Source organism: Amycolatopsis sp. NPDC049252 (assembly GCF_043197175.1).
Lineage (GTDB): Bacteria > Actinomycetota > Actinomycetes > Mycobacteriales > Pseudonocardiaceae > Amycolatopsis.
The window spans coordinates 408,537-431,633 of the sequence record NZ_JBICSQ010000004.1 but is presented as its reverse complement, the minus strand read 5'-3'; the positions used below and the strand labels follow the sequence as shown (position 1 = coordinate 431,633).

General features: G+C 72.3%; 13 protein-coding genes. 4 read left to right on the top strand and 9 right to left on the bottom strand.

Features of this window, described 5'->3' with window-relative positions:
- Positions 1–49 precede the first annotated feature (49 nt).
- Positions 50–1,774: a murein biosynthesis integral membrane protein MurJ gene (gene murJ / locus ACGFMK_RS09770; protein ID WP_392760123.1), complete on the bottom strand. Its 1,725-nt coding sequence runs from the start codon at positions 1,772–1,774 to the stop codon at positions 50–52.
- 243 nt (positions 1,775–2,017) lie between these two features.
- Between murJ and ACGFMK_RS09765 the strand changes: the two genes are divergently transcribed.
- On the top strand, positions 2,018–2,686 hold the full coding sequence (locus ACGFMK_RS09765; RefSeq protein WP_392760064.1) for a hypothetical protein: 669 nt from the start codon (positions 2,018–2,020) through the stop codon (positions 2,684–2,686).
- A 124-nt stretch (positions 2,687–2,810) separates the two neighbouring features.
- On the opposite strand, the gene ACGFMK_RS09760 is transcribed toward ACGFMK_RS09765, so the two are convergent.
- Both ACGFMK_RS09760 and ACGFMK_RS09755 read right to left on the bottom strand, forming a co-directional pair.
- Positions 2,811–4,961 carry a DUF6049 family protein gene (locus tag ACGFMK_RS09760; protein WP_392760062.1) on the bottom strand — a complete coding sequence of 717 codons (2,151 nt, stop codon included), beginning with the start codon at positions 4,959–4,961 and terminating at the stop codon, positions 2,811–2,813.
- On the bottom strand, positions 4,958–5,500 hold the full coding sequence (locus ACGFMK_RS09755) for an NUDIX hydrolase (RefSeq protein ID WP_323325234.1): 543 nt from the start codon (positions 5,498–5,500) through the stop codon (positions 4,958–4,960). The genes ACGFMK_RS09760 and ACGFMK_RS09755 overlap by 4 nt, the downstream gene beginning before the upstream one ends.
- 99 nt (positions 5,501–5,599) lie before the next feature.
- Here ACGFMK_RS09755 and ACGFMK_RS09750 point away from each other — a divergent pair, with 99 nt between their 5' ends.
- From ACGFMK_RS09750 to ACGFMK_RS09740, 3 genes are all read left to right on the top strand, one after another.
- Positions 5,600–7,042 carry a CCA tRNA nucleotidyltransferase gene (locus ACGFMK_RS09750; protein ID WP_392760060.1) on the top strand — a complete coding sequence of 481 codons (1,443 nt, stop codon included), beginning with the start codon at positions 5,600–5,602 and terminating at the stop codon, positions 7,040–7,042.
- 101 nt (positions 7,043–7,143) lie between these two features.
- Positions 7,144–8,481 (top strand): sensor histidine kinase, encoded by a 1,338-nt coding sequence (locus tag ACGFMK_RS09745; RefSeq protein WP_392760058.1) that lies wholly within the window; start codon positions 7,144–7,146, stop codon positions 8,479–8,481.
- A 115-nt stretch (positions 8,482–8,596) separates the two neighbouring features.
- Positions 8,597–9,448, top strand: coding sequence for a class I SAM-dependent methyltransferase (locus tag ACGFMK_RS09740; protein WP_392760056.1), 852 nt, complete (start codon positions 8,597–8,599; stop codon positions 9,446–9,448).
- Here the strand turns inward: ACGFMK_RS09740 and ACGFMK_RS09735 are convergent.
- From ACGFMK_RS09735 to ACGFMK_RS09710, 6 genes are read right to left on the bottom strand one after another with little or no spacing between them, the layout of a single operon-like run.
- A complete protein-coding gene (locus ACGFMK_RS09735; RefSeq protein ID WP_392760054.1) occupies positions 9,435–11,342 on the bottom strand; it encodes a TNT domain-containing protein in 1,908 nt (635 codons plus the stop codon). The genes ACGFMK_RS09740 and ACGFMK_RS09735 overlap by 14 nt on opposite strands.
- 36 nt (positions 11,343–11,378) lie before the next feature.
- Positions 11,379–14,234 (bottom strand): ADP-ribosylglycohydrolase family protein, encoded by a 2,856-nt coding sequence (locus ACGFMK_RS09730; protein WP_392760052.1) that lies wholly within the window; start codon positions 14,232–14,234, stop codon positions 11,379–11,381.
- Between the two features lie 16 nt (positions 14,235–14,250).
- Positions 14,251–16,494 carry an ADP-ribosylglycohydrolase family protein gene (locus ACGFMK_RS09725; RefSeq protein WP_392760050.1) on the bottom strand — a complete coding sequence of 748 codons (2,244 nt, stop codon included), beginning with the start codon at positions 16,492–16,494 and terminating at the stop codon, positions 14,251–14,253.
- Entirely contained in the window at positions 16,495–17,955 is a 1,461-nt protein-coding gene (locus tag ACGFMK_RS09720) for a TNT domain-containing protein (protein ID WP_392760048.1), read from the bottom strand. It lies immediately after the preceding gene.
- Positions 17,952–18,401: a hypothetical protein gene (locus ACGFMK_RS09715; protein ID WP_392760046.1), complete on the bottom strand. Its 450-nt coding sequence runs from the start codon at positions 18,399–18,401 to the stop codon at positions 17,952–17,954. The genes ACGFMK_RS09720 and ACGFMK_RS09715 overlap by 4 nt, the downstream gene beginning before the upstream one ends.
- Positions 18,401–22,387, bottom strand: coding sequence for a toxin glutamine deamidase domain-containing protein (locus tag ACGFMK_RS09710; protein ID WP_392760044.1), 3,987 nt, complete (start codon positions 22,385–22,387; stop codon positions 18,401–18,403). Before ACGFMK_RS09710 ends, ACGFMK_RS09715 begins: the two co-directional genes overlap by 1 nt.
- Positions 22,388–23,097: the final 710 nt, after the last annotated feature.

Sequence of the window (23,097 nt, the reverse complement as noted above, 5' to 3'; positions counted from 1 at the left end):
GGGTACCCAGAATACGACGCGGGAGTCGTCGTCATCCGTACCGGAATCGTTACCCTCGCTTGATCAACCGGGTGAACCTGCTCGTGGCCGGCTGCAGCTCCTCCACCTTGAGCGCCATCAGGACGCCGAACGAGACGACGATGCCGACGGTGCTCTGCAGCAGAAGCTTCACCCAGGCACCGAAAGTAGGCCCGAACGAGTCGGGGACGACCTTGCCCACGAGCCACGCCGCGGCCACCCCGAGCCCGCTGGCGACGACCGTGAACAGGATCACGCCGATCACCCGCTTGCTCCGCAGGTTGCCCAGCGTCACCCAGAGCCACACCTGGCCGAGGATCGCGCCGACGACGAACGTCAGCGCGTTGACCATCATCACGCCGAGCACGACGTTGTCCGGCGACAGCAGCACCGGGCACAGGTACAGCAGCGGCACCTTGACCAGCGTCATCACGATCATGATCAGCGTCGGCGTCCGGGCGTCCTTCATGGCGTAGAAGACGCGCATCTGGAGCATGACCAGCGCGTACGGCAGCAGCGCGAACGCCGAGATGGCCAGCGCGTCGCCGAGCCGCTCGGCCGTCTCCACCGTGCCCTTGCCGAAGGTGAACAGCGCGATGCCGATCGAGCCCCCGACCACGGTCATCACCGCGGAGATCGGCACCAGCATCACCGTCGAGATCCGCGACGCGTAGGAGAGGTCGCCGATGAGCTTCTTGTGGTCGCCGTCGGCGGCCGCGCGGCTCATCCGCGGCATGATCGCCGTCAGCAGCGACACGCCGATGACGCCGTACGGCAGCTGGAAGAGCAGCCAGGCGTTGCTGTACGCCGTCACACCGCCGGGGGAACCGCTGGTCAGGACGCGGGTGTTGATCGTGTAGCCGATCTGGCTGACCGCGACGTACCCGAGGATCCAGAGCGCCAGGCCGCCGAACTCCTTCATCTGCTTGTCGATGCCCCAGCGCCACTTGAACCGGAAGCCCGACCGCAGCAGCGGCGGGACCAGCAGGATCGCCTGCGCCACGATGCCGCCGGTGACGCCGATGCCCAGCGTCAGCACCTTCGGGTCGGTGATCGACGGGTGCACGGTGTCGATGTCGCCCGGCATGATCCAGACGACCAGGATCGTGAAGATGACGACCAGGTTGTTGATCACCGGGGCCCAGGCCGTCGGCCCGAAGACCTGCTTGGCGTTCAGCACCGCCGAGAGCAGCGCGAACACGCCGTAGAAGAAGATCTCCGGCAGCAGCAGGTAGGCGAACGCCGTGGTCAGGCCGGAACTGGCCTTGCCGGAGCCGTCGACGTACAGGCTGGTGAACGCCGGCGCCGCGAACACCGCGACCACCGTGCCGAACAGCAGCAGCGTGAAGGCGACCGTGATGAGCCGCTGGGTGTAGGCCGCGCCGCCGTCGGGCTCGTCCTGCGAACGCACCAGCAGCGGCACGACCACGCTGGCCAGCACGCCACCCATCAGCAGTTCGAAGATGATGTTCGGCATCGTGTTGGCGACGTTGAACGAGTCGTTCGCGATGCCCTGGCCGATCGCGCCGACCAGCAGCAGCTTCCACAGGAAGCCGGTGATCCGGCTGATCAGCGACGCGATCGCCATCCGGCCGGACGCCTTCGCGAGCGACGGCGCCTTCGCCGGGGCCGCGGCCTCCGTGCCGGGTTCGACCGGCTTGACCAGCGGCTTGCCGATCGCCGGCATGACCTGCGTCGCCAGCGCGTCGTACGGCCGCATGACGTCGGGGTCGGCGACCGGCCAGCGGGAGGCCATCGGGACGCCGGCGGTGCGCGGGATGAACCGGGTCGCCTCCGGGTCGGCGGGCCGCTGGGCCTCCTCCTGCCACGGCCGGACCGGCGCCGGGCGGCGCGGTCCGCGGCCGCGGGGCGGCACCGGGGTGCCCGGGGGCGGTGTCCCCACGGCCGGGTTGCCCACGGCCGGCGTGCCCGGCGGCGGCGTCACGGGCGGCGCGACCGGTGGGATCACCGGCGGCGCGGGCTGCGGCAGCCGTCCCTGGTGCGAAGGCGGGCCCTGCTGCGGAGGCGGGCCCGGCGGGTTCTGCGGTGGTGGCGGTCCGGGCGGCACCGGCTGGACGCGGGTGGGTGCCGGGCCGGCCGCGTTGCGTGGTGGCTGTCCGCCACGCGGCGGCTGGGGCGGTGGCCCCTGCGGTGGCGGGCCCTGCGGCGGCGGGACACGCCGGAGTGGCCGGTCGTCACGCAGCGCGCGATCCGGGTGGTCGTCGGGTCGCTGGTCGCGGACCGGACGCTCGTCGTGCACCGGCCAGTCGTCCCGGGGCGGGCGCTCGCGGGCCTGGCGGTCGTCCTGGACCGGTTGCTTGGCGCGGGGCGGCCGATCGTCCTGGACCGGCGGCTTCGCTCGGGGCGGTCGGCCGTCGCGCGGTTCCTCGCGCGGCGCGCGGTCGTCCCGGGGAGGACGTCCGTCGCGGACCGGACGCTCGTCGCGCGGCGGGCGGCCCTCGCGGACGGGCTGGTCTTCGCGGGGCAGCTGGCGGGTGTGGCCGTTGCGCGGCGGCTGGCGGCGGCCGCGCTCCGGCGGTGGCGGAGGCGGCTGCTGCTTCGGCGGGGGCTGGCGGCGGACCGGCTGCGACGCTCGGGGCGGCCCCTCACCCCGTTGCGGGGGCGGGGCGCCTTCGCGCCGAGGACGACTCGCACGCTCGGGTGGTAAGCCCGGCTCTCTCTCCAACGCGTGCCCAATCCTCAGTGCTCGGTCCCGGTGCCGCGGCCTGGCGCCGCGCACGTGCGGACCCAGGGTAATCGGGAACGGCGCGGAACACTCGAAGGCCGAAGGATCAGTCCACCAAGTCGCGTCCGGCCTTCGCGTCCTTTACTCGCCGGTAGATGCGCCGGGAGGCCAGCAGAAGCAGGGCCGCACCTGCGGCGACGGTCGCGATGATGGTGATCGCGCCGTACTCCGTCGACGTCAGTTCGAACCGTGCGGATGACCCGAGCGGGGTATCGGTGGAGGTGCGCAACGACACATCCACGCTGAACCGGCCGGCCCGCAGCGCCTCGACGGGGAGGAAGTAGTTCTTGCCGCCGCCGGCCGGGAAGTACCAGGCCTTCGCGTCGTCGGAGCGCAGGCCGGTGTTGTTGGTCAGGACGAACCGGGCGTTGATCCCGACCGGCAGGTCGTTGCTGACGTACACCGGCAGGGGCGAGTTGCCCGACGCCAGCGCGATCGTCTGCTTGGGCTGCGAGACGGACACCTGCTCGCTGATCGCCGACAGGTCGGCGCGCGCGTTCGCGGTCGCCGCGTCGGCCGGCAGGCCCCGCCACGCGGTGGACGCGCCCCGCAGCTCGGCCAGCCGGACCGGCGCGACCACGTCGTCCGGTTTCACCCGTTTGGTGGGATCCAGCTGCATCGCGGCGGCCAGGCCGGTGGTCTTGTCGTCGAGGTCCGACAGCGTCGAGACGAGGGCGGGATCGGCCGCGGCCGGGTCCTGGCCGCCGTCGCCGACCGGGCCGGAGCCCGCCGGTTCGGCGGCCAGCAGGGTCGGGAGCGAGGTCGCCGTGACGAGCCCGGCGTCGAGGTAGTTTCCGACCTGCAGCAGGTACGCGGTGAGCTCGGCAGCCGGGGCGTCCCAGCGGCGCGGGGGCGCGACCAGCAGGTGGGCCGGCCGCTGCTGCCCGGTGGGCAGGCCGAGGCCGGCGCGGAAGGCGAGCGCGCCGAGACCGTTCTGGCTCGCGACGGCCGCCTGGGTGGTGGCCGGCACGGTGACCGAGTCCGGCACGGTCGGCACACCCGTCATGGCCGAGGCGATGAGCGAGTCGGTCGGCTGCGCCCGGACGCTGCTGCCCTGCACGGTGACCCCGCCGCCGGTCGCGGCGGGCGCGAGCTTGCCCGCGTCGGTGACGACGGTCCGGATCCCGGCCTGCGCCAGCGCGGCGAGCACGGACTCGTTCGGCGTGCCGTCCGGCCAGAGCACGCCCGGCTGCGGCGTGACGCCGGTGAGCTCCTGGATCGTGGCCGCGCCGGCCGCCGCCTTGGTGACCAGCGCGGAGTCGCCGGGGTGGATCTGCGAGACGGTGTTCAGGTCGGCGTCCGCGAAGGGCAGCGCCACGACGCACCGGTTGCCGACCAGCGAGCGGAGGGCGGCCAGCCACGTCTGCGCGGTCCCGGCGCCCTTGCCGTCGATGTTCCCGGCGTCGGTGTGCACCTGGTAGCCGTGGCTCATCGCGTCGACGGTAGCCAGCAGGTCCGGGTCGAGCGCGAAACACATCGACCGGGCCAGGTTCGAGTCACTCTGCACGGCCGTGTGCGCGGCCGTGACCAGCGCGTTCAGCCGGCCGTCCGGCCCGATCTCGTCGGCGAGGCGGTCGTCGGCCAGCACGGTCCTGCCGCCGAGCGGCGCCGCGTAGACGTGCGGGACGCTGCTGGTCAGCGGCCAGAGCAGGGTCATGCTCGGCGCGCCGGACGGGTGGGTGGTCTGCTTGCCGGGGCCGGTCAGCACCGGCATCAGCATGCTGACCGCGCCCAGCCGGGCCGGGCCGCCGAACTCGGGCGTGCCGTTGACGTTCACCAGCAGCGGGTAGACGCCGGGTCGGCTGAACTGGGCCGCGCGCTGGCCGGTCAGCGTCACCGAGATGTTCAGCGGTGCGCTCTGCCCGGGCTCCAGCACGTCGGCGACGGAGGTGAAGTCCGTCAGCGGGCTGTCCTTGATGACCGCGCCGGACAGCACCTCGCCGATGCCGCGTTCGGTCGTCTGCCGCTCCCCGACCTGCAGCCGCACCTGCGGCCGGGTCACCTTGCGGTCCCCGGTGTTGGTGACGGTGCCGGCGACGGTCAGCGTCGTCGTCGAACCGGTGATCACGCGCGGGTTGAGCTGGTTGAGCTCGACGCGTAGTCGGGCGCCCTCTTCCGCGTGGGCCACCGTGGCGCCGGCCAGGGCGGGGACGGCCAGGAAGAGGACGGAAAGGAAGGCTGCGGCGAACCGCTTCACTCGGGGGCTCCCTCAGGGGCGTGCTCGTCTCGTCCGTGGACGTCCGGGCGCGCCAAAAGTTCCTTGGCTTTCCGGACGAGCTTCCGCTCGTCGGAATAAGCGAGTTTGGTCTCCAGCTCGGCCAGCGGGACCCAGGCCACCTCGGTGACCTCGACGTCTTCGTCGGACAGCTCACCGCCGAGGCCTTCGAGCAGGAAGTGGTGCACGGTCTTGTGGATCCGCCGCTTCTCGGCCACGAACCAGTAGTCGATGGTCCCCAGTGGCCGCAGGACACGCGCGGAGATGCCGGTTTCTTCCTTCACCTCGCGCACGGCCGTCTGTTCCACCGTTTCACCGTCCTCGATGTGGCCCTTGGGCAGCGACCACAGCAGTCTGCCGTGCCGGTCGAGCCGGCCGATCAGCACCGCCTGTTCGCGCGCCGCGTCCAGCACGAGGCCACCGGCCGACGTCTCGTCGACCGTGGTCAGGCGCCTGCCGCGCTGACGCCTCCGCCGCCTCCGCGGCTTCGAGGCGCCGGGGCGGCCGGCTGATCCAGACATGCTGCGATGCTAGAGCAAACGGTTGCCCCGGTAGGCTGGCTCTCCGTGTCCTGTCCGGTGGTGCCTGTAGTAATCGCACCCGAACGTAGTGGGTTTTCCGTGAACGACGTGGTCGCCAAGCAGAACGCGGTGGTGGAGCAGATGCAGGTCTCCCCCCTGGCGGAAGAGCTGGCGGAAAGGTTCGCCAGGGCGGGTCACCGCCTGTACCTCGTCGGCGGCAGCGTGCGTGACGCGCTGCTCGGCCGTCAGTCCGGCGACCTCGACTTCACCACGGACGCGCGGCCGGACCGGGTGCTGAAGATCGTCAGCGAGTGGGGCGACGCGGTCTGGGACGTCGGGATCGCCTTCGGCACGGTCGGCGTGACGAAGAGGGGCATGCAGCTCGAGATCACGACGTTCCGCGCCGACACCTACGACCGCGTCGGCCGCAACCCCGAGGTCACCTTCGGCGACACCATCGAGGGTGACCTGCTGCGCCGCGACTTCACGGTCAACGCGATGGCCATCGAGCTGGCGTCCAAGACGTTCATCGACCCGCACGACGGGCTGCACGCGCTGGCCGAGCGGGTGCTCGACACCCCGGCAACGCCGCAGGAGTCCTTCGCCGACGACCCGCTGCGGATGCTGCGGGCCGCGCGCTTCGCCGCCCAGCTGGGCTTCACCGCCGCGCCGCGGGTGGTCGACGCGATGACGTCGATGGCGGAGGAGATCGACCGGATCACCGCCGAGCGGGTGCAGGCCGAGCTGTCGAAGCTGCTGCTGGCCGCCGACCCGCGCCCGGGCCTGGAGCTGCTGGTCGACACCGGGCTGGCCGACCGCGTGCTGCCCGAGGTGTCCGGGATGCGGCTGGCGATCGACGAGCACCACCAGCACAAGGACGTCTACCAGCACTCGCTGACCGTGCTGGCCCAGGCCATCGACCTGGAGACCTCGCACGAGCCGACGTCGGAGCCGGATCTGATCCTGCGGCTGGCGGCACTGCTGCACGACGTCGGCAAGCCGGCGACGCGGGAGTTCCAGGCCGGCGGCGGGGTGAGCTTCCACCACCACGAGGTGGTCGGCGCGCGAATGGCCCGCAAACGTTTGCGGGCGCTGAAGTTCTCCAAGGAGATCATCGACGACGTCTCCCAGCTCGTGTTCCTCCACCTGCGGTTCCACGGCTACGGCAAGGGCGAGTGGACGGATTCGGCGGTCCGCCGGTACGTCACCGACGCCGGCCCGCTGCTGAGCCGGCTGCACAAGCTCGTCCGCGCCGACTGCACCACGCGCAACCGCAAGAAGGCGGCCGCGCTGCAGGCGACCTACGACGACCTCGAGGCCCGGATCACCGCGCTCAAGGCCAAGGAGGACCTCGACCGCGTGCGGCCGGACCTCAACGGCGAGGAGATCATGGAGCTGCTCGGCCTCAAGCCGGGCCCCGACGTCGGCAAGGCGTGGAAGTTCCTCAAGGAGCTGCGCCTGGACCGCGGGCCGCTGGACCACGACGACGCCGTCGCCGAGCTGAAGCAGTGGGCGGCCGAGCAGGGAATCGGAAACTCCTGACCAACTCACCATGAATTCCGTGGAACGCTGGACCTGTCCGCCACGGATTGGAGATACTCCGGACCTCGGCTCACCGACGTGACCAGGGAGTTGTCTGCGCGATGTCCACCGAAGCGCCCGACTCGCCGAAAGCGGTGGGCGGGGGCAGCTTCTTCGTGGCGTTGCTGCGCCAGGGCGCGCCCGCGATCGCGACGGCGACCAGCGAGCTGTCGGACGAGATCGGCGACCCGACCCCGATCCACGCGCTGAAGCGGATCTCGAAGATGGCCGGGCCGATCGACCCGGCCCAGCGCGACGGCCTGCTGCTGCGGGCCACCCGGTACGTCGTGCTCATCCCGCTCGCCTACCGGCTGCTCGCCGTGCCGGGGCAGTTCACCTTCCACGTCTTCGAGCACGGGACGACCGGGTTGCTGCCGGTCGGCCTGTTCACCCTGCTCTCGGTCGTGCTGAACGTCATCGGCTTCCGCTGGATGTTCCGCTCGGCGCCGTTCCGCGGCCGCGACGCGGGGAAGCTGCTGGCCGTCGACCTCGCCTTCACCGTGCTCTCGCCGCTGGTACTGGCGCTGACCGTGCCGCAGGAGGCCTACTTCGACGCGCTCGCGGTCAGCAGCGTCCACCTGTTCGGCGAGGCCGGGCTGCTCACGCTCGCCCTCGGCGTCCCGGCCGGGCTGGTCTTCGCGCTGGTCAGCTTCCCCCTGCGGATGCTGGCGAACTGGCTGAACACCGGCCAGTTCCACGTCGGCGCCGCGTTCTCGACGTACTCCGCGCTGCTCGCGCTGATGTTCCTGGCGACCGCCGCGCTGGTGCTGACCGGCCTCGGCACGCGGCTGGCGCTGGCCTACGGCACCCGCAACGGCCGGCTCGCCGAGCGCGCCCAGCAGCACCGGATGCTGCACGACACCGTGCTCCAGACCCTCGAGGCGATGGCGCTGGCCGGCACCACGAACCCCGAGGAGCGGCTGGTCGAGATCCAGCGGCTGGCCCGGGCGCAGGCGATGGAGATCCGGCACACCATCGAGTCGGCGGCCTCCGAACGCGCGGAGGCCGGGGCGCGGCCGCTGGGTGAGAAGCTCGCCGCGCTCGCCGCCGAGATGGCGCGCGACGGGCTGCGCGCCCAGCTCGTGGTGGCCGAGCTGGACGACGACACGCTGTCCGAGGTCCGCCAGATCGCCATCCGCGACGCCGTCCGCGAGGCCCTGCGGAACACGATGAAGCACTCCGGCACCGACCGGGTCGTCGTGCGCGTCGAGGAGCGTGACGGCGGGATCGCGGTCATCACCCGCGACCACGGCACCGGCTTCAGCGCGGCCGACCGCCCGGCCGGGTTCGGCATCAGCGAGTCGATCACCGCGCGCCTGGCCGAGGTCGGCGGGACGTCGCTGGTGGAATCGAACCTGCCCGGTGGGGGCACGCGGGTGACGTTGTGGGTCCCCTTCTGATGCTGCGCCCGATTGATACCAATCCGACCACAGCCACGGCCGAATGTCTTCGTGGCAACGGTTACTTGCCGCTTGGGGGGCGGCCTGCTTTTGGTCGAATTAGTATCTCCTGAGCATGACCTCGATCGAGCTGCTCGCCGACGCCCTCGCCGCCCACCGGGCCGGTGACCGCGACCAGGCCGCCGAACTCGCCGCCCAGGCCGGCCGCGCCGGTTCCTTGCTGGCCGACGAGCTGCGGACCTACCTGGCTTCGGACGGCTCGGCGCCGGTGTACGACCAGCCCAGCGCGTTCACGGCGTTCATCCGCGGCGGGGGCAACGTCGGCCTCTACCGGGCGCTGAGCACCGAGCTCGCCGCGCGTTACGACGCCGCGAAGCCGGAGTCCCTGCTGGACCTCGGCTGCGGTGACGGGCTGGCCGTGGTGCCCGCCCTCGAGCAGGCCACGCACGTGCCCAGCCGGATCGACCTCGTCGAGCCGTCGGCCGCGCTGCTCGAGGGCGTCCACGAGCGGGTGCCGTCGGCGCAGTGCTGGCAGTCGACCGCGCAGGAGTTCCTGGCCCGCGACGACCTCGGCTGGGACTTCGTCCAGTCGACGTTCGCGCTGCAGTCGATCGAGCCGGAGCAGCGTGCGGAGGTGCTTCGCACCCTTCAGCAGCGCACCGGGACGCTGGTGCTCGCCGAGTTCGACGTCCCGGAGTTCACCGAAGGTTCGCCCGAGCACCTTCGCTCACTCGTCGAGCGCTACGAGCGCGGCGTCGCCGAATACGGCGAAGACGCGTCGCTGGTCGCGCAGGGATTCCTGCTGCCGGTGCTGCTCGGTCTCGTCGCCGGGCAGGAGCGGACGAACTGGGAGCACCCGGCCGACGTCTGGGCCGAGCAGCTGAAGACGGCGGGCTTCACCGACGTCGGCGTCGAACCGCTCGCCGACTACTGGTGGTCGCCCGCCGTCTTGATCACTGCCTGCTGAGCGAGCCCGTTTCGAGGTGCTGGGCGAGCGGCCGCGGCAGCAGGTACGCCACGGCGCCGCCCGGCATCCCGCCCCACGGCGCGGTGACGCCGGTCAGCACCCGCACGGCGCGCTGCACCCGGTACAGCCGCCGCTCCCGCTCGCGCTCGAACGCCAGCGACGTCTCCACGAACCGCGTCGGCTCGGCGTGCACCAGGTTGCCGGTCTCGTTGCCGAACCGGACGACCGTGGTGCCCGGCGGGAGCACGATCACGCGCTTGCCGCGGTAGAAGTTCAACGGCGGTTCGCCGCGCATCGGCAGGATCGGCCAGTCGGCGGGCTGGTCGGACTCCTCCGCCGGGCGTGGCGGCTGCATCAGCAGCGCGCCGAGCAGGAACCGGGCCGCGTCGCCGAGCGAGCCGAACGCCACCGGCTCGTCGGCGGGCGGCCGGGAGACCTCCCAGCCGTTCTCGGCCCGGCGGAGTGTCCAGACGCCTTCGGCGGGAACCTCGGTCGCGCCGATCCGGTAGGCCGCGGCCGGCACCCCGTGCTCGGCGAGCCGCTGCTGGAGCAGCTCCAGCGTCTCCGCGCCCTTGAGGTTGCGCACCTGCTCGCCCTGGGCGACGCGGGTGAGCGCGCGGGCGTCGGGCAGGTCGGCGGCCGACTGCGGCGGCCGCGGGTGGCCGGCGACCTCCGCCTCCGCCGTCGCCCGGACGAGCTCCCCGACGAACGGCGGCCGGAAGCCCGCGGCGCGCGCGTGCTCGACCAGCTCCGGCTCCGGCGGCACCCCGTACTTGCGCAGGTAGTGCGGCACGGCGGCGGGCCAGATCCAGGTGCCGTCGGTGTGGAACGCGTTGGGCACGTCCGGCGGCGCGCCGGGCTTGCCGAAGATGTCCGGCAGCGGAGCGGGCCGCCGCACCGCGACCGGCGCCCGGAACAGGTAGTCGAGCACCGCGCGGACCTGGTCCGGCGGCACCGGCGGCCGGTTGACCACCGGGCGCTCGCCCTCGGCGTGCGAGTCGGCGGCCCTGGCCACCCGGAAGGTCAGGTCCAGCGGCAGCCCGGCGCGGGCGGTGAGCCACGTCGGCAGGTGCTTCGCCGACCGCGGGAACGTCGCCAGCTCCAGCTCGTAGGCCGCAGTCGAGGGCCGGCCGCCGTCGTTCGGCGGGACCCGCCAGTCCGGCTCGCGGTCGGCGTCGAAGTCGAAGTCGAACGACGACGCCGAGTCCAGCGTGAACGTGCCCTGGAACCACGTCCCGGACTCGGGCTGGTACATCGCCGAGCGCAGCTGCGCGAAGAGCCCGCCGAGGCGCGGCACCGCGGGCAGCGACACCGAAACCGGGCCGTCCTCGTCGCCGACCGCGCGGAGCTCGATCTCGGAGTAGTCGCCGACCTGCCGGAACTGCGCGCCGACGCGGGCCCAGCCGCCGGGCACCGTGTGCAGCAGCGTCCGCCCGATCGCCCGCAGCAGTGCGTTCTGGTCGCCGGTGCCCGGCTTCGGGCGAGCGTCGGGCGACTCGGTGAAGTCCTGCCGCGCCTGCCAGATCGCCTTGACCTGCTTCGCCGGCACGGTCGTCGAGAAGTCGGTCAGGCCCAGCTGCGCCGCGCGGGCGGCGTCGTCCCGGACCCAGCGCAGGGTCAGCTCGGGTCGCTCGCCCGGAGCGACCTCGAAGACCTCGTCGTCGTACTCGCAGTAGGTGCGCAGCGTGAACGTCGACGAGACCTCGCTCGCCGGCACCACCCGCGCCGGACGCCCGTCGTGCTCCTTGTCGAAGCCGTTTGGCACGGAATCTTCTGGCAGCACCGACAGCAGCACCGTGCCGTCCGTCGTGGAGCGTTGCGCGCGGAAGGTCCCCTCACCCCACGCCGCGTACAGGCCGTCCGGGCGTTCGGCCACCTCAACCCGGTAACGCACGTTTTGTCCTCCCCTGACCCCAGTGACCCCAGAAATCTAGTCGAGCGGGTACCGAGCGAACCACCGGTCTTCGTCCGGCGCATCCGCGCCGAACTCGGTGAGCGCGTCGTCCGCCAGCTCGACCATGACATCGCGGAGCTCGAGCTGGTCGAGCCAGCTCCGCCGCAGTGCTTCCTCGCCGTACATCGCGCCGACGAGGTTGCCGCAGACCGAGCCGGTCGAATCGCTGTCCCCGCTGTGGTTGACCGCCGCGAGCAGGGCCGAGTCGGGGTCCGTCGTGGTCAACGCGACGTACACCGACATCGACAACGCCGTCTCACCGACGTTGCCCTGCCCGAGCGACTCCACCTTCTCCGGCGTCGGCGGTCCCTGCTCCGCCAGCGCCAGCGCGGCGTCGAGGGCCGCGCTCTGTTCCTCGTGCGCCGGGTACTTCACCAGCTCGGCCCGGGCCGTCGCGACAGCGTCGAGCAGGGCCTTTCCGTGCAGCAGTTCGTGCACGACCACCGCGAAGCAGCCCGACGACAAATACCCGCTCGGGTGACCGTGGGTCAGCGCCGCGCTCTCCGCGCCGAGCCGGAAGACCTCGGCGAGGTCGTCCGACCAGAGCGCGATCGGCGCCGCGCGCATCACCCCGCCACAGCCCTTCGAGTTGTTCACCGGCCGGTCCATGGTGCCGCGGACACCGGACCGGCCGTAGGCCTCCAGCTCACCGAAGCACGTCAGCCCCGGCGCGCGACGGCTGAACAGCTCCTGGTGCGTGATCAGCCAGCCGTCCGGCGCCTCGACGCGCGACTGGGGCCCGCGCGCCCGGTCCCACGCGACGCCCTGGGTGTGCAGCCAGCGCTGGTAGGCCAGCTGCAGCGAGTGCGCGACGTCGGCGGAGCCTGTCCGGCGGCACTGGGCGTGCGCGCGGATCAGCGCCTCCAGCGTGAACAGCGTCATCTGCGTGTCGTCGGTGATCCGGCCGACGCCGCCGTACGCGGGGATGAAGTCGGTGATGCCGTCCGGTCCGGCCAGCTCGCGGATCCGGTCGATCGAGTCGAACTCGGTCTTCGCGCCGAGCGCGTCGCCGATCGCGCCGGCGAGGATGCTGCCGCGCAGCCGTGAACGCAAGTCCGGTCCTTTCGGCGCTTCGGGGGTGAACCGGCCGCTCGGGTACCGGCGCTCCCAGCGCGCGTGTTCGGCCGTCTCCGTCTGGACGCCGTTGCGGTTGAAGTACCAGAAGACGTCGCCGGCGACGTCTTCGAGCAGCCCGAGGTCCGGCAGCGCCGCCACCCAGGTCGCGGGCAGGCCGGGCACGCCGAGCCGCGCGCCGGCCAGCGCGCCCGCGAGCGCTCCGGCGACCGGGCCGGAGCGCGCGGCGAGCGTGATCGCCGCTTCCGGGTCGTAACCGCGCTTGGCCGCGGCGAACAGCGCGCGCCCCAGCACCGACCGGACACTCCGGCCGTCGCCGATGCTCTCCAGCTGCGCGACGTCGTCGGCGTCGCGGTCCTCACGCAGGGCCAGCGTCGAGGTCGCCAGCTCGCCGCCGATCTCGCGCAGCCGCAGGTGCACCGGCAGCGCGTACTCCTCGCGCGTGAGCAGGGCCTGGAAGAGGGCGACCAGCAGGTCGACGCCCTCGGCGATCTCGCCCGCGGCGTCGCCGGTCAACGCGCGGGCGACGTCCTTCGCGTACTGCTCGCCGTCGACCCCTTCGATGGCAACGGCTCCCGCCGGCGTCGCGGCCAGCGCCGTGACCAGCAACGTCGAGAGATCGTCGGGCGCGGGACCCGCGCGCCGCGTCGCGACCGCCAGCCAGCCGACCGGGTCCGGATCCGGCAGCGTGGCCGGCACCTCGCCGGTCGGCACCGGCGGCAGGCCGCGCAGCACGATGTCGGTGTGGAACAGCAGGTGCCGCGTCAGCCCGCCCAGCGGCAAGGTGCCCGTCGCACCGCCTCCGAGAGCGTCACCGATCGCGAACCCGACGTACGCGCCGACGATCCGGTGCCACGCGAACCGTCCGGCGAGCGTGCCCTGCGCGAAGAACTTGCCGAACGTCCACGGCACCGGCCGGACGCCCGCGTCCTCGCCGACGTGCGCGATCAGGCCGTTCGCACCCAGGTCGGCCGGCCATTCCGGGGCCTGGCCCGCCCGGCGCCGGACGCCGTTGCGGTACTGCCAGGCGAAGCCGCGCAGGTACCGAAGGCATTCGTCCGGCGTCAGCTCGACGCGGTGGTCACGCGCCTGGTCGACGGCGTACCGCAGGTGGCGGGTGAGCAGGTCCGGCGGCTCGATCCCGAATTCGGCGACCAGCGCGGGCAGGGCTTCGGCGACCTCCGGACCGGCCTCGGGCGCGGGCTCGTCGATCCACGGCCGGGGCTCGGTGTCGGCCTGGGCCGCCACCAGCTCGGCCGCGGCCAGGCTGCGGACGAGGCCGGTGCCCGGGTCGAGCGTCAGGCCGGTCCCCGGCCGGTGCCGCAGCAGCTCGCGGACGACCACCCGCCAGCGCTGGGAATAACGGCCGGGCACCTTCGCGGACGCGCTGTAGGCGATGACCTCGTGACCCGACGTCCCGGGCACCGGGCGCAGCAGCGGCTCGCCGTCGGGCGTCGGTACCAGCACCTCGACGTCCAGCAGCGCCTGTGCGAACTCGGCGCGGCTGATCCAGTTCGCGCCGAGGTAGTTGAGGAGCTTCCCGGCGTCCGTCGCCGGCTCCGGGAAGCCGCGCCAGACCGGGCCGGAGGTGTACTGCTCGTTGGCGCGGTGGCGGCCCGTCGGCTCCCCGTACAGCGTGAACTGCGTCCAGCCGCGGATGGCGCGCACCGGGATGCCGAAGTCCGGGAACGCCTTTTCGTCGAACTCCGGGTCGACGTCCGGACGCCACTCGACGAAGCTGTCGTCGATCTCGCTCATGCTCCCCATCCTCGAGCTAGTGCCGCGGGTACCGCTCGATCCACTGGTCGCCCAGCGCGCTCAGCGCCGAGTGCCGGTCGAAGTGCCAGTAGGCGTCCGAAGCCACGTTCTCGACCAGGTAGCGCAGCTCCAGCTGGTCGACCCACTTCTGCGGCAGCCCGGGGATCCCGGTGCGCGCGCCGAGCAGGGCGCCGGCGATCGCGCCGGTGAGCGCGCTGCGGCCGGAGTGGTTGACCGCCCGCAGCAGCGCCTGTTCCGGGTAGTTCTCGAACCCGGACAACGCGGCGAACGCGCGTCCGAGCACCGAGAGGGTGGTCTTGCCGTCGCCGATCAGCTCCGGCATCCGCAGATCGGGCAGGCCGTGCTCACCGAAGAACGGCACCGACTCGGCGACCATCTCCTTGATCTCGGTCCACTCCGGACCCTGCTGGAAGGTGTTCTCCGGGTTGAGGACCTCCCGGCCGAGGTTCCAGATCGGGAAGCTGAACGCGTCCTTGGTCAGCGCCTGTTCGAACAGCCAGGTCAAGTACGTCGCCGTGGCGAGGTCCTGCTCGCCGGGGTGGGTGACGCCGGCCAGCTCGCGCACGACCTGGCGCGCGCCGCCGCTGAACCCGCTACCGGGCCCGGCCATGGTGAGCGCGGCGGGCAGCGCGGGGATCAGCGCGGCCGGACCGCTCATCGGCGGCGCCCCGGCGGCCCCGGTGGCGAGCTGGTGGTAGGCGTTGAGCTCGGCGTCGTCGGCGTCGCGGCGGGCGTGCAGGTCGGCGACCTGCACGAGCCAGCCGTCCGGGTGCTCCAGGGGCGCGCCCTGGGTGCGCAGCCAGCGTTGCAGCGCCCCGCGGGTGACGTCCGGGAGGAGCTGCTCGGCCTCGCGCGACTCCGGCTGCTCGCGGTGCGGGCTGCGGATCACGGCCTCGGTGTAGAACAGCAGCCGCTGCGTCAGCGAGCCGATCCGGCCCGGCTGGTCGAACGCCTGGACCAGGTCGGTGACACCTTCGATGCCGAACTTGGCGTGGATGTCGTGGAGCGGCATCCGGTCGACCGCGGCGCCGAGCGCCTCGCCGAGGGCGAAGCCGACGTACGCGCCCGTGACGCGCTGCCAGCCGTAGCGGAAACCGTCGAGGTCCCGCTCGAAGTACTTGCCGAACGTGTCCAGCCGCGGCACCGCGCGCCCGGCGTTGTCGTAGGTCGGGGCCAGGCCGTTCGCGCGCAGGTCGTTGGGCTTGCTGCGCGGCGGCTCGGGCATGGTCATCCGCTTCAGCCACGACTCGCCGAGCACGGTCTTCGCGCACTCCTCGGCGGTGAGCTCGTAACCACGCTTGCGGGCCTTCTCGGCCGCGGCGAGCGGCGGCTTGACCGGGTCCGGCAGCCCCATCCGCGACGCCGTGTCGGCCGCGACGCGGATCAGGTCCTCCTCGGCCTCCGGGCAGCGGCCGTGCACGTCGATGCGCGGCTCGTGCCGCGGGAACCGCTTGACGATCTCGGCGAGTTCGCCGCTGGAGACGTCTTCGATGGTCGTCGGGCCGCCGTTGATCACCAGGTTCGGCGGGTGCTCGAACTCCGCGAGCGTGGCGACGTCGACCCGCCACCAGCCGTGCTCGCGCGGGGGCAGGTGCCGCGTCGAGCTGAAGACCTTGAGCTCGTTGCGCTCCTCGGCGAAGTAGAACCGGTCCGTCTTGCCGGTCTCCAGGTCGAGGGGAACGAACACCTCGCACCGGATCAGCCCGATGAGCAGCAGCTCCCGGGTCAGCCAGCCGACGCTCGCGAACGACAGCAGCGTCTCGAGGGTGTTCTCCGGCTTCGGGTAACCACGGCGGATCGGCCCGGCCTTGTACTCGGGGTTTTCGCGCTCCTCGCCGGTCTGGTTGCCGTCGGCGTCGACCTTCACCCAGCCGGCGACGGCCTGCAGCGGCACGCCCAGCTCGCCGAGCCCGGCCTTCACGTACTCGGGGTCGACGACCTCGCGCCAGTTCTCCTGCCCGGGGAACGCCACCGGGACCGACAGCCCGCCCGGGTGCGGGTGCGCCTGGCGCAGCTCGCCGTCCGGCTCGCGGACCACCACCGACGGCGGCGGGAAGATCTCCTTGTCCGGCCGTCCCTCGTCGAGGAACGCGATGGTGTTGTAGGGCACCGACCAGCCCTCGGGGATGCGCAGCACCTTTTCGGTGTCCACCCGGAGCCCGGCGGGACCGGAGACGTCCGGGCCGTGCACCGCGCGCAGCCACTGGCCGACCTTGGCAATCGCTTCCGCCGCTTCCACCTACTCGATCCTCTCCAGGCTTCCGTCGGACTCGTGCTCGGCGATCGTCTTCGGCAGCACGCAGGCCACCGCGCCACCCGGCAGGTTCGCCCACGGGACCGTGATGCCGGTGATCACGTGCAAGGGGCGTCTCAGCCGGTAACTCCGCCGCACCCGCTCACGTTCGAGTGGCAGCGACGTCGTGGCGAACCGTACCTCCCCGTGGTGAACGAGGTTGCCGGGTTCCTCGCCGAAGCGCAGAACGACCGTACCCGCCACCAGCCGGGTGATGCGCTTGTTGCGGAGCAGGGTGAGGGGAGGCTCACCCGGGGCCGGGTGGACCGGCCAGTCGTCCAGTTCCCGGGCGGTCTCCAACGGCGTTTCGTGGCCCGCGGTCATCCGGGCGGGGTGCAGCAGCAACGCCCCGAGCAACTGCTGGGCGGCGTCCTCGAGCCGGTCGAAGTACTTCGGCTTCCGGGGTGCGCCGTCGGCGTACGCCGCGACCTCCCAGCCGTCCGGCGTGTAGTTCAGGCACCACGTGCCGTCCGCGCGGTCGCCGACGCGGTAGGCCTCCGGCCACACGCCGTGCTCGCCGAGCCGTCGCACGAGGACGGTCAGCAGCTCCTCGTCGTCCAGCCGCGGGTCCGGAGTGGTTTCCAGCTCCGCGACGACGTCTCCCCCGGTCGTCTTCACGTCGGCGCGGCTCGCCTTCGGGCGCGGCTTCCCCAGCAGGTCCGCCTCGGCGGTCCGCCGGACGAGCTGCTCGACGTACGGCGGCTGGTAGTGGAACCGCCGGATGTGCGCGACCAGGTCCGGTTCGGGCGGAAGGCCGTACTTCGCCAGGTAGTGCGGTACCGACGCGGGCCAGATCCAGGTGCCGTCGGTGTGGTGGCGCTCGGGGACGTCGGCCGGCTCCTCGGGCGCGAAGACGTCCACGCCGAGCCCGTCACCGTCCAGCACGACGGCCTCGCGCTCGAGGTACTGCAGCACCAGCGGCGCCTCGGTGTCGGTCAGCGGCGGCCGGTCGACGTCCGGCCCGCCGACGTCGGCGTACCGGAACACGACACCGAGCGGCAGCTGCGCGCGCAGCCGCCACCAGTCCGGGATGTGCTCGTCGGCCCGCGGGAACTCGCCGAGCTCCTCGGGGTAGGCCGCCGGCTCGGGCGCGTCCGTCCAGACCGGATCGTCGTCGAGCGCGAAGTCGAAGTCGAAGGTGCCGTCGGGGACGAGCGTGAACCGCGCCTGCAGCCAGGTGCCGCGGTCCTCGGTGTACATCCCCTGCCGCAGCCGGGTGAAGAGCTCGGCGAACTCGTCCGGGGTCGCGGCGTTGTGCCCCTCGATCTCGACGTGCTTGCCGACCTGCCGGAAGTCGACGACGGCGGGCCGTTCGGCGTCGGCCCGGTGCTCGCGCACGAGCTTTCCCAGCCGCACCAGGAGGGTGCGCTGCTCATCGGGCGAAAGTCGTTGTTCCACGTGAATCATTGCCTCGGGTAGCGCGGCTTGGCTTCGAACGTCGGCGCTTCACCGGCCGCACGCCGGGTGGCTTCGTCCTCCCACATCTTGAACGTGCGCTTGTAGATCGACCGGACCAGTGCGGACTCCTGCGGTTCCAGCCGTCGGCTCTCGCGTTTCCTCGCCTGCTCGTAGAGCCCGCCCACCGTCTCGTAGAGCGCGAAGATCGGCCCGTCGCCGGTCAGGTGGAAGTCCCGTTCGCGCTCGGTCTCCTGGACGAAACGGTCTTCGTCGAAGGGGCCGCCGATGTCCGACTCGGTGGTCGACCAGATGACCTCGCGGATGTGGCTGCTGTCCTGGACGAAGAAACCGGTCCGCAGGTCGAGGAGGAAGCCGACCAGACCGCCGTCCGGCGTGGAGTCGATCCGGTACGTCTGGGAGTAGTACTTGTAGAACATCGGGGTCTGGAAGGCCATCAGCCGCTCTCCTCGGATGTCAGTCCCCGCCGGAACGCTTCTTCGAAACGGCCTCGGACCTGCTCGGTCAACGCCGCGTCGAGCGCCGCTTCTTCGGGCGACAGGAGGCCGTCGCGCCCGTCCTTCCTGCTGAAGGTCTCGAAGTCGCGACGCACCTCGTAGAGCGCGTGTTCGTACGACGCCACCTCGTCGATGTGCGTCAGGTGCAACCGCAGTTCGGCCACGTGCCCGTTCGGCAGCCGCACGTTGAGCTGCAGGTCCCGGTAGCCGCTGCCCTTCGGCTCGGCCAGCCGGTCCGTGAAGTCGACGATCGTCAGTTCGGGATCGTTGCGCACCGCGTCCAGCGCGCGGTACATGTCCGCCACCCGCTCGAACTGGATCTTCGCGCCGACGAGGTCGGTCAGCTTCCCGCCGTTCCAACCGTGCTTCTCGATCTTGGCCAAAGCGCGTACGTCGTCCTTGGGCTCCGGCCGGAACCCCGCGTGGCCGTCGGTTTCGCCCGCGATCCGCTCGGTGATGCGGTTCAGCGTGCCCTGGGTTTCGGGCCAGCGCTCGCGTTCCTCGGCGACCCACTGCCGGCAGTACTCCGGATCTCCCGCTCTGCCGAGGTCGAAACTCTCGTGCAGCCGCAACCCCCGGTCGACGTCCATGGCGATCGCCGCCACGTCGGCGGAGATCTCCGCCTGCTCCGGAGTCGGGTCGAACGGCTCGACGCCCTGGTGCTCGACGTCGTCGGCCACGCTGTACCCGCGCTCGTTCACCTCGTGAACGGCGTCCTCGAGGATCGGGATCGCCTCGGGGTGCCTGAGCAGGCTGGCCAGCGTCTTCGGGTTGTCGAGCAGCGAGCGCGTCAGGTAGCCGTTGGCCGGATCCGCGAGCACCCGCACGAGATCGGGGTGTTCGCCGAGGTGGGCGCGGATGTAGTCGGCGTCCGCGTGGCCGTCCAGTGCCGCGGCGACGTCGTCACGGTCCAGGAAACCGGGTTCGGAAACGCCGTAGCCGCCGTGTTCGCCGTGCACCTCGGTCCGGACGTGCTCGGTACCCGGCGTCCCGACGTGCAGCAGCTTGATGTCCTTCGGCGGGTGCGGCAGGTGCATCAGGTCGCCGGACTGCGGGTCGATGAACGCGACACCGTCGCGGGTGTGCACGACCATCGCCACGTGCCCGTACTCGACGCCGTTCGGGCCGTCGTACTTCACCGCGACCACCGCGTGGTGGTCCACCGGCCGCTCGCGCATCTCGCGGATGACGTCGTCGTAGCTCGCGCGGTCGGAGAACGTCTCGCCGAAGCGGCTCTCGATGTGCTCGAGCGTGCCGCGGGTGCCCATCTCGTGCAGCGGGATCGGCTCGGCCGTCGCGTCGCCGCCGTGCAACCGGTCCCAGTACGCCTCGGGGCCGCGGGTGCAGTTGGAGACGTACCCGTTCTCCAGCGCGCCCGGCTCGTGGAAGCCCGGGTTGACCTCACGCAGGTGCGGGTGGCGGTCCTGGACGTAGGCCGCGCGCTCCGCCGGCGTCGCGGCACCGGCGTGGATGGCCGGCTCGGCGGGCGGGTTCGTCGCGCGCGCCAGCGACGAATAGTCGTGCACCGGGGCAGGTTCGATGTGCTCGGCCGGGCCGTCGAGGACGTCGCTGACCGACGTCGGGTGGTGCTCCACCACCGGCTCGTTGAGCCCGCCCAGGCGCTCGGCGATCGACTCCAGCCTGCGGCGTTCGAACTCGGCCGCGTTGTGCTCGTTCTCGGCGCGCCGTTCGGCCATCTTCCGCTGCGCGGCCTCGGGTTCGAGGTGACGCGGGTGGCCGGGCCCGATCTCCTCGGCGTCGATCACCCACTTGCGGCGGCCCTCGGGCGTGATCTCGAGCCGCTTGTCGTGCACCAGCAGCTGCGTCCCGGGCGGCGAGAGGGATTCGCGCTCGCCCGGGTTCTCGGCGAGCTTCGAGATGTCACGGAGGTTGTCCGAGCGGACGTGCAGCTCGACGTCGTCCCCGAACTTCGACGTCGAGAGCTCGCCGGACTTGATGGACGCGCTGGAGAACGCGGGCTCGACGACGACCGCGCCCGGCTCGTACGGCCCGGCGACCAGCTCGGCCAGCCGCGGGTCACCGCCGACGTCGACGCCGCGGACGGTCTCGCCGGACGTCCGCGGCACCTGGTTGAGGCCGTCGACGATGGCGCGGGTGTTCTCGTGCGCGAGGTCGAACCCGGGGTGGCCGGGCCCGCGGCGCAGGGCCTCGTTGACGTCGTAGGCGTACTCGCCGCGGGTGTAGCCGTGGACCGCGACGGCGCCCTCGTCGGTGAGGGGCAGACCGGCGGCGTCCCGGCGAGCGAGCGCGCGGTCGCGGATGTCCTGGTAGACACCGTCGTCGCCGACCGCGCGGCGGATGCTCTCGTGGTCGGCCGGGGTGGCGTGGTGCTCGCCGTCGAAAAGGTAGTGCTCGTCGTGCGGGACGCGCTCGGGCGCCGGGTTGAGCCGGTCGGTGATGGCCGGCGTCTCCTCGTGGTGCCCGAGGGGCATCTCGTGGATGCCGGTGGCGTCGTGGGGCAGCTCGGCGAGCCGTCCGGTGACGGGATCGGCGAAGACGATGCCGTGCTCGGTGTGCACCCCGGCGACCAGCCGCGGCTCGCCGCCGGTCTCGAAGGCGACGGCCGTCCGCGCGCCGACCGGACGTTCACCCAGCTCGTGCGCGACGTCGGCGAAGCTGTCCCGGCTCTGCCACTGACCGCCGAGCTGCTCGCCGACGCGCGCGAGGCTCGGCTGGTTCGTACCCGGCCCGGCGACGACGTCCTCGCCGTTCATCCGCCGCTCGAAGGCGGCCATCGACTCGGCGGCGTTGGTGCGGAAACCGCGTTCGAGGGCGTCCGGGCCGTAGTGGTTGCGGGTGTTGACCGAGGCGAGCTCGGGAACGGCGTCGCGGACAAGACGTGCGTGTTGCTGCGCGGACTCGACGGACCCGGCGTGCAGCACGGGCGCACCACCGGGCGTCAGCGGCTCGGCGAGCCGCGACCAGCCACCCTCGGGCGCCCGCGTCGCCGGCACCCGCCGCTCGGGCGCGGGCGGTGCGGTGTCGTCGCCGCCCAGCAGCTTGAACAGGTTGCCGCTCGGCTTGAGCTCGGGGTGCTCGGCGTAGAACCGTTCGAGTTCGGCGTCGGCCTCACGCTGGAACCGCTCTTCGTCGCCCCGCTCCTGGGCGCGGCGTTCGTCGATCGCGCGCTGGGCGTCGGCCTCTCCGAGATGCCGCGGATCCCCCGCGGTGACCTCTTCGGCGTGCAAGATCCACTGCGGCTGGTCCATGGTGCCGCCGGAACCGCGGACGTAGTCGGGGTGCTCCGGGTGGCCCGGCCCCTTCTCGATGCCGGTGATCTCGAACTGCGACCCGGCCTTGAAGAGGACCTCACGCTCGCGCCCGATGCTGGCCATGGACTCGACGTCCCGGCCGGTCCGGGAGTCGATCCGCATCTCGACCTCGCCGGGAAAGCTGCTCCGCGGATGCTCGGCGTCGACCTTCGACGAGCTGAGGAAAGACGGTTCGGTGAGGTGCGCGCCCTCGTGAAACCGCCCGAGGAAGGCCTGAAGGCGAGCCGGATCCCCCCGGAAGTCGATCCGCCGAGAGACGGTCCCGACATGCGGCGGCATCTCGTTCAACCCGGAAACAAGCGCCCCAGCCTGCGGCGCGAGGTCCACCAGTTCGGGCCCACCGAACCGAAGCGCCCGGTTGAGCGGCCCGACCAGCTCGTGCCGCGTGTAGGCGTGGACGGCGAAGGCACCGTCATCGGACATGCCGGGGTGGAACTCGTCGCGCCGGAGTAGCGCCTCCCGCCGAACCTGCTCGTGCCGCCACTCCCCGCTCTCGGAACTCTGCCGCCCGGAGTCGATGAAGGTGTCCTCGATCCGCCGAACCCCAGCGGGATCGTCGGTGTGGAAGTGCTCATCGATGAGGTAGGGCTCGTCAGCGTGTCCAAGCTGCTCGCCGTATTGCTCGGCCGGCACGTGTTCACCCGCTGCCGGGTCGGCAGGTTGTTCGCCCGCGGGTGCTTGCTGCTCAGCGGCAGGGTCTTGCCCAGCGGCAGGCTGTTCGGCCGCACGGCCTTGTCCGGCAGTTGCCGAGTCGGCGGGCCGTTCACTCGCGGGCGCCTGCTGCCCAGCCGCACGGTCCTGACCGGTAACCGGCTGCTGTTTCGCGGCGACCTCGTGCTGCTCGGTCGCGCGGTCTTGCCGTGCGGCGGGCTGCTGTTCTGCGGCAGGCCCATGCTGCTCAACCGCGTGATCGGGCGCGGCTGTGTGCTCAGCGGCAGATCGCTCGACCGCCCGGTCCGGAGCCGCGTGATCGGCAGGCGGCTCAGCGGCGCGTGCATGTCCAGCCGGAGTCGGTTCCGTCGGACCTGTGGGCTGCCCCTGCGGCAGAGCTTGCTCGGCAGGCCGCTGGCCCTGAGGCAGATCCGCCGGCCGGTGCGGCTGCTCGAAGGCCCTCGGCGGCTGGTTGCGCGGCAGGTTCTCCTGCGGCGGCCCGAAATGAGGCGGCGGCACCTGCGGCCCCACCGGACGCGGCGGACCCACCCGCGGATCGTGCGGCGACATCGGCGGGCGGCCACCAGGCGGAGGCGGCATGGACGGACGACCGCCCGGCCCCTGCGGCCCACGCGGCTGGTTCGGATACCCCGCCGGACGCTGCCCACCCGGCATCGGCGGCCGCTGCTGCG

What these genes read in the sequence shown, in the direction of transcription:
- ACGFMK_RS09715 (WP_392760046.1), bottom strand. Translation starts at nt 18,401, where the DNA reads ATGGCCTTCCAGACCCCGATGTTCTACAAGTACTACTCCCAGACGTAC.
- ACGFMK_RS09755 (WP_323325234.1), bottom strand. Translation starts at nt 5,500, where the DNA reads ATGTCTGGATCAGCCGGCCGCCCCGGCGCCTCGAAGCCGCGGAGGCGG.
- murJ (WP_392760123.1), bottom strand. Translation starts at nt 1,774, where the DNA reads ATGGCCTCCCGCTGGCCGGTCGCCGACCCCGACGTCATGCGGCCGTAC.
- ACGFMK_RS09740 (WP_392760056.1), top strand. Translation starts at nt 8,597, where the DNA reads ATGACCTCGATCGAGCTGCTCGCCGACGCCCTCGCCGCCCACCGGGCC.
- ACGFMK_RS09745 (WP_392760058.1), top strand. Translation starts at nt 7,144, where the DNA reads ATGTCCACCGAAGCGCCCGACTCGCCGAAAGCGGTGGGCGGGGGCAGC.
- ACGFMK_RS09720 (WP_392760048.1), bottom strand. Translation starts at nt 17,955, where the DNA reads ATGATTCACGTGGAACAACGACTTTCGCCCGATGAGCAGCGCACCCTC.
- ACGFMK_RS09730 (WP_392760052.1), bottom strand. Translation starts at nt 14,234, where the DNA reads ATGAGCGAGATCGACGACAGCTTCGTCGAGTGGCGTCCGGACGTCGAC.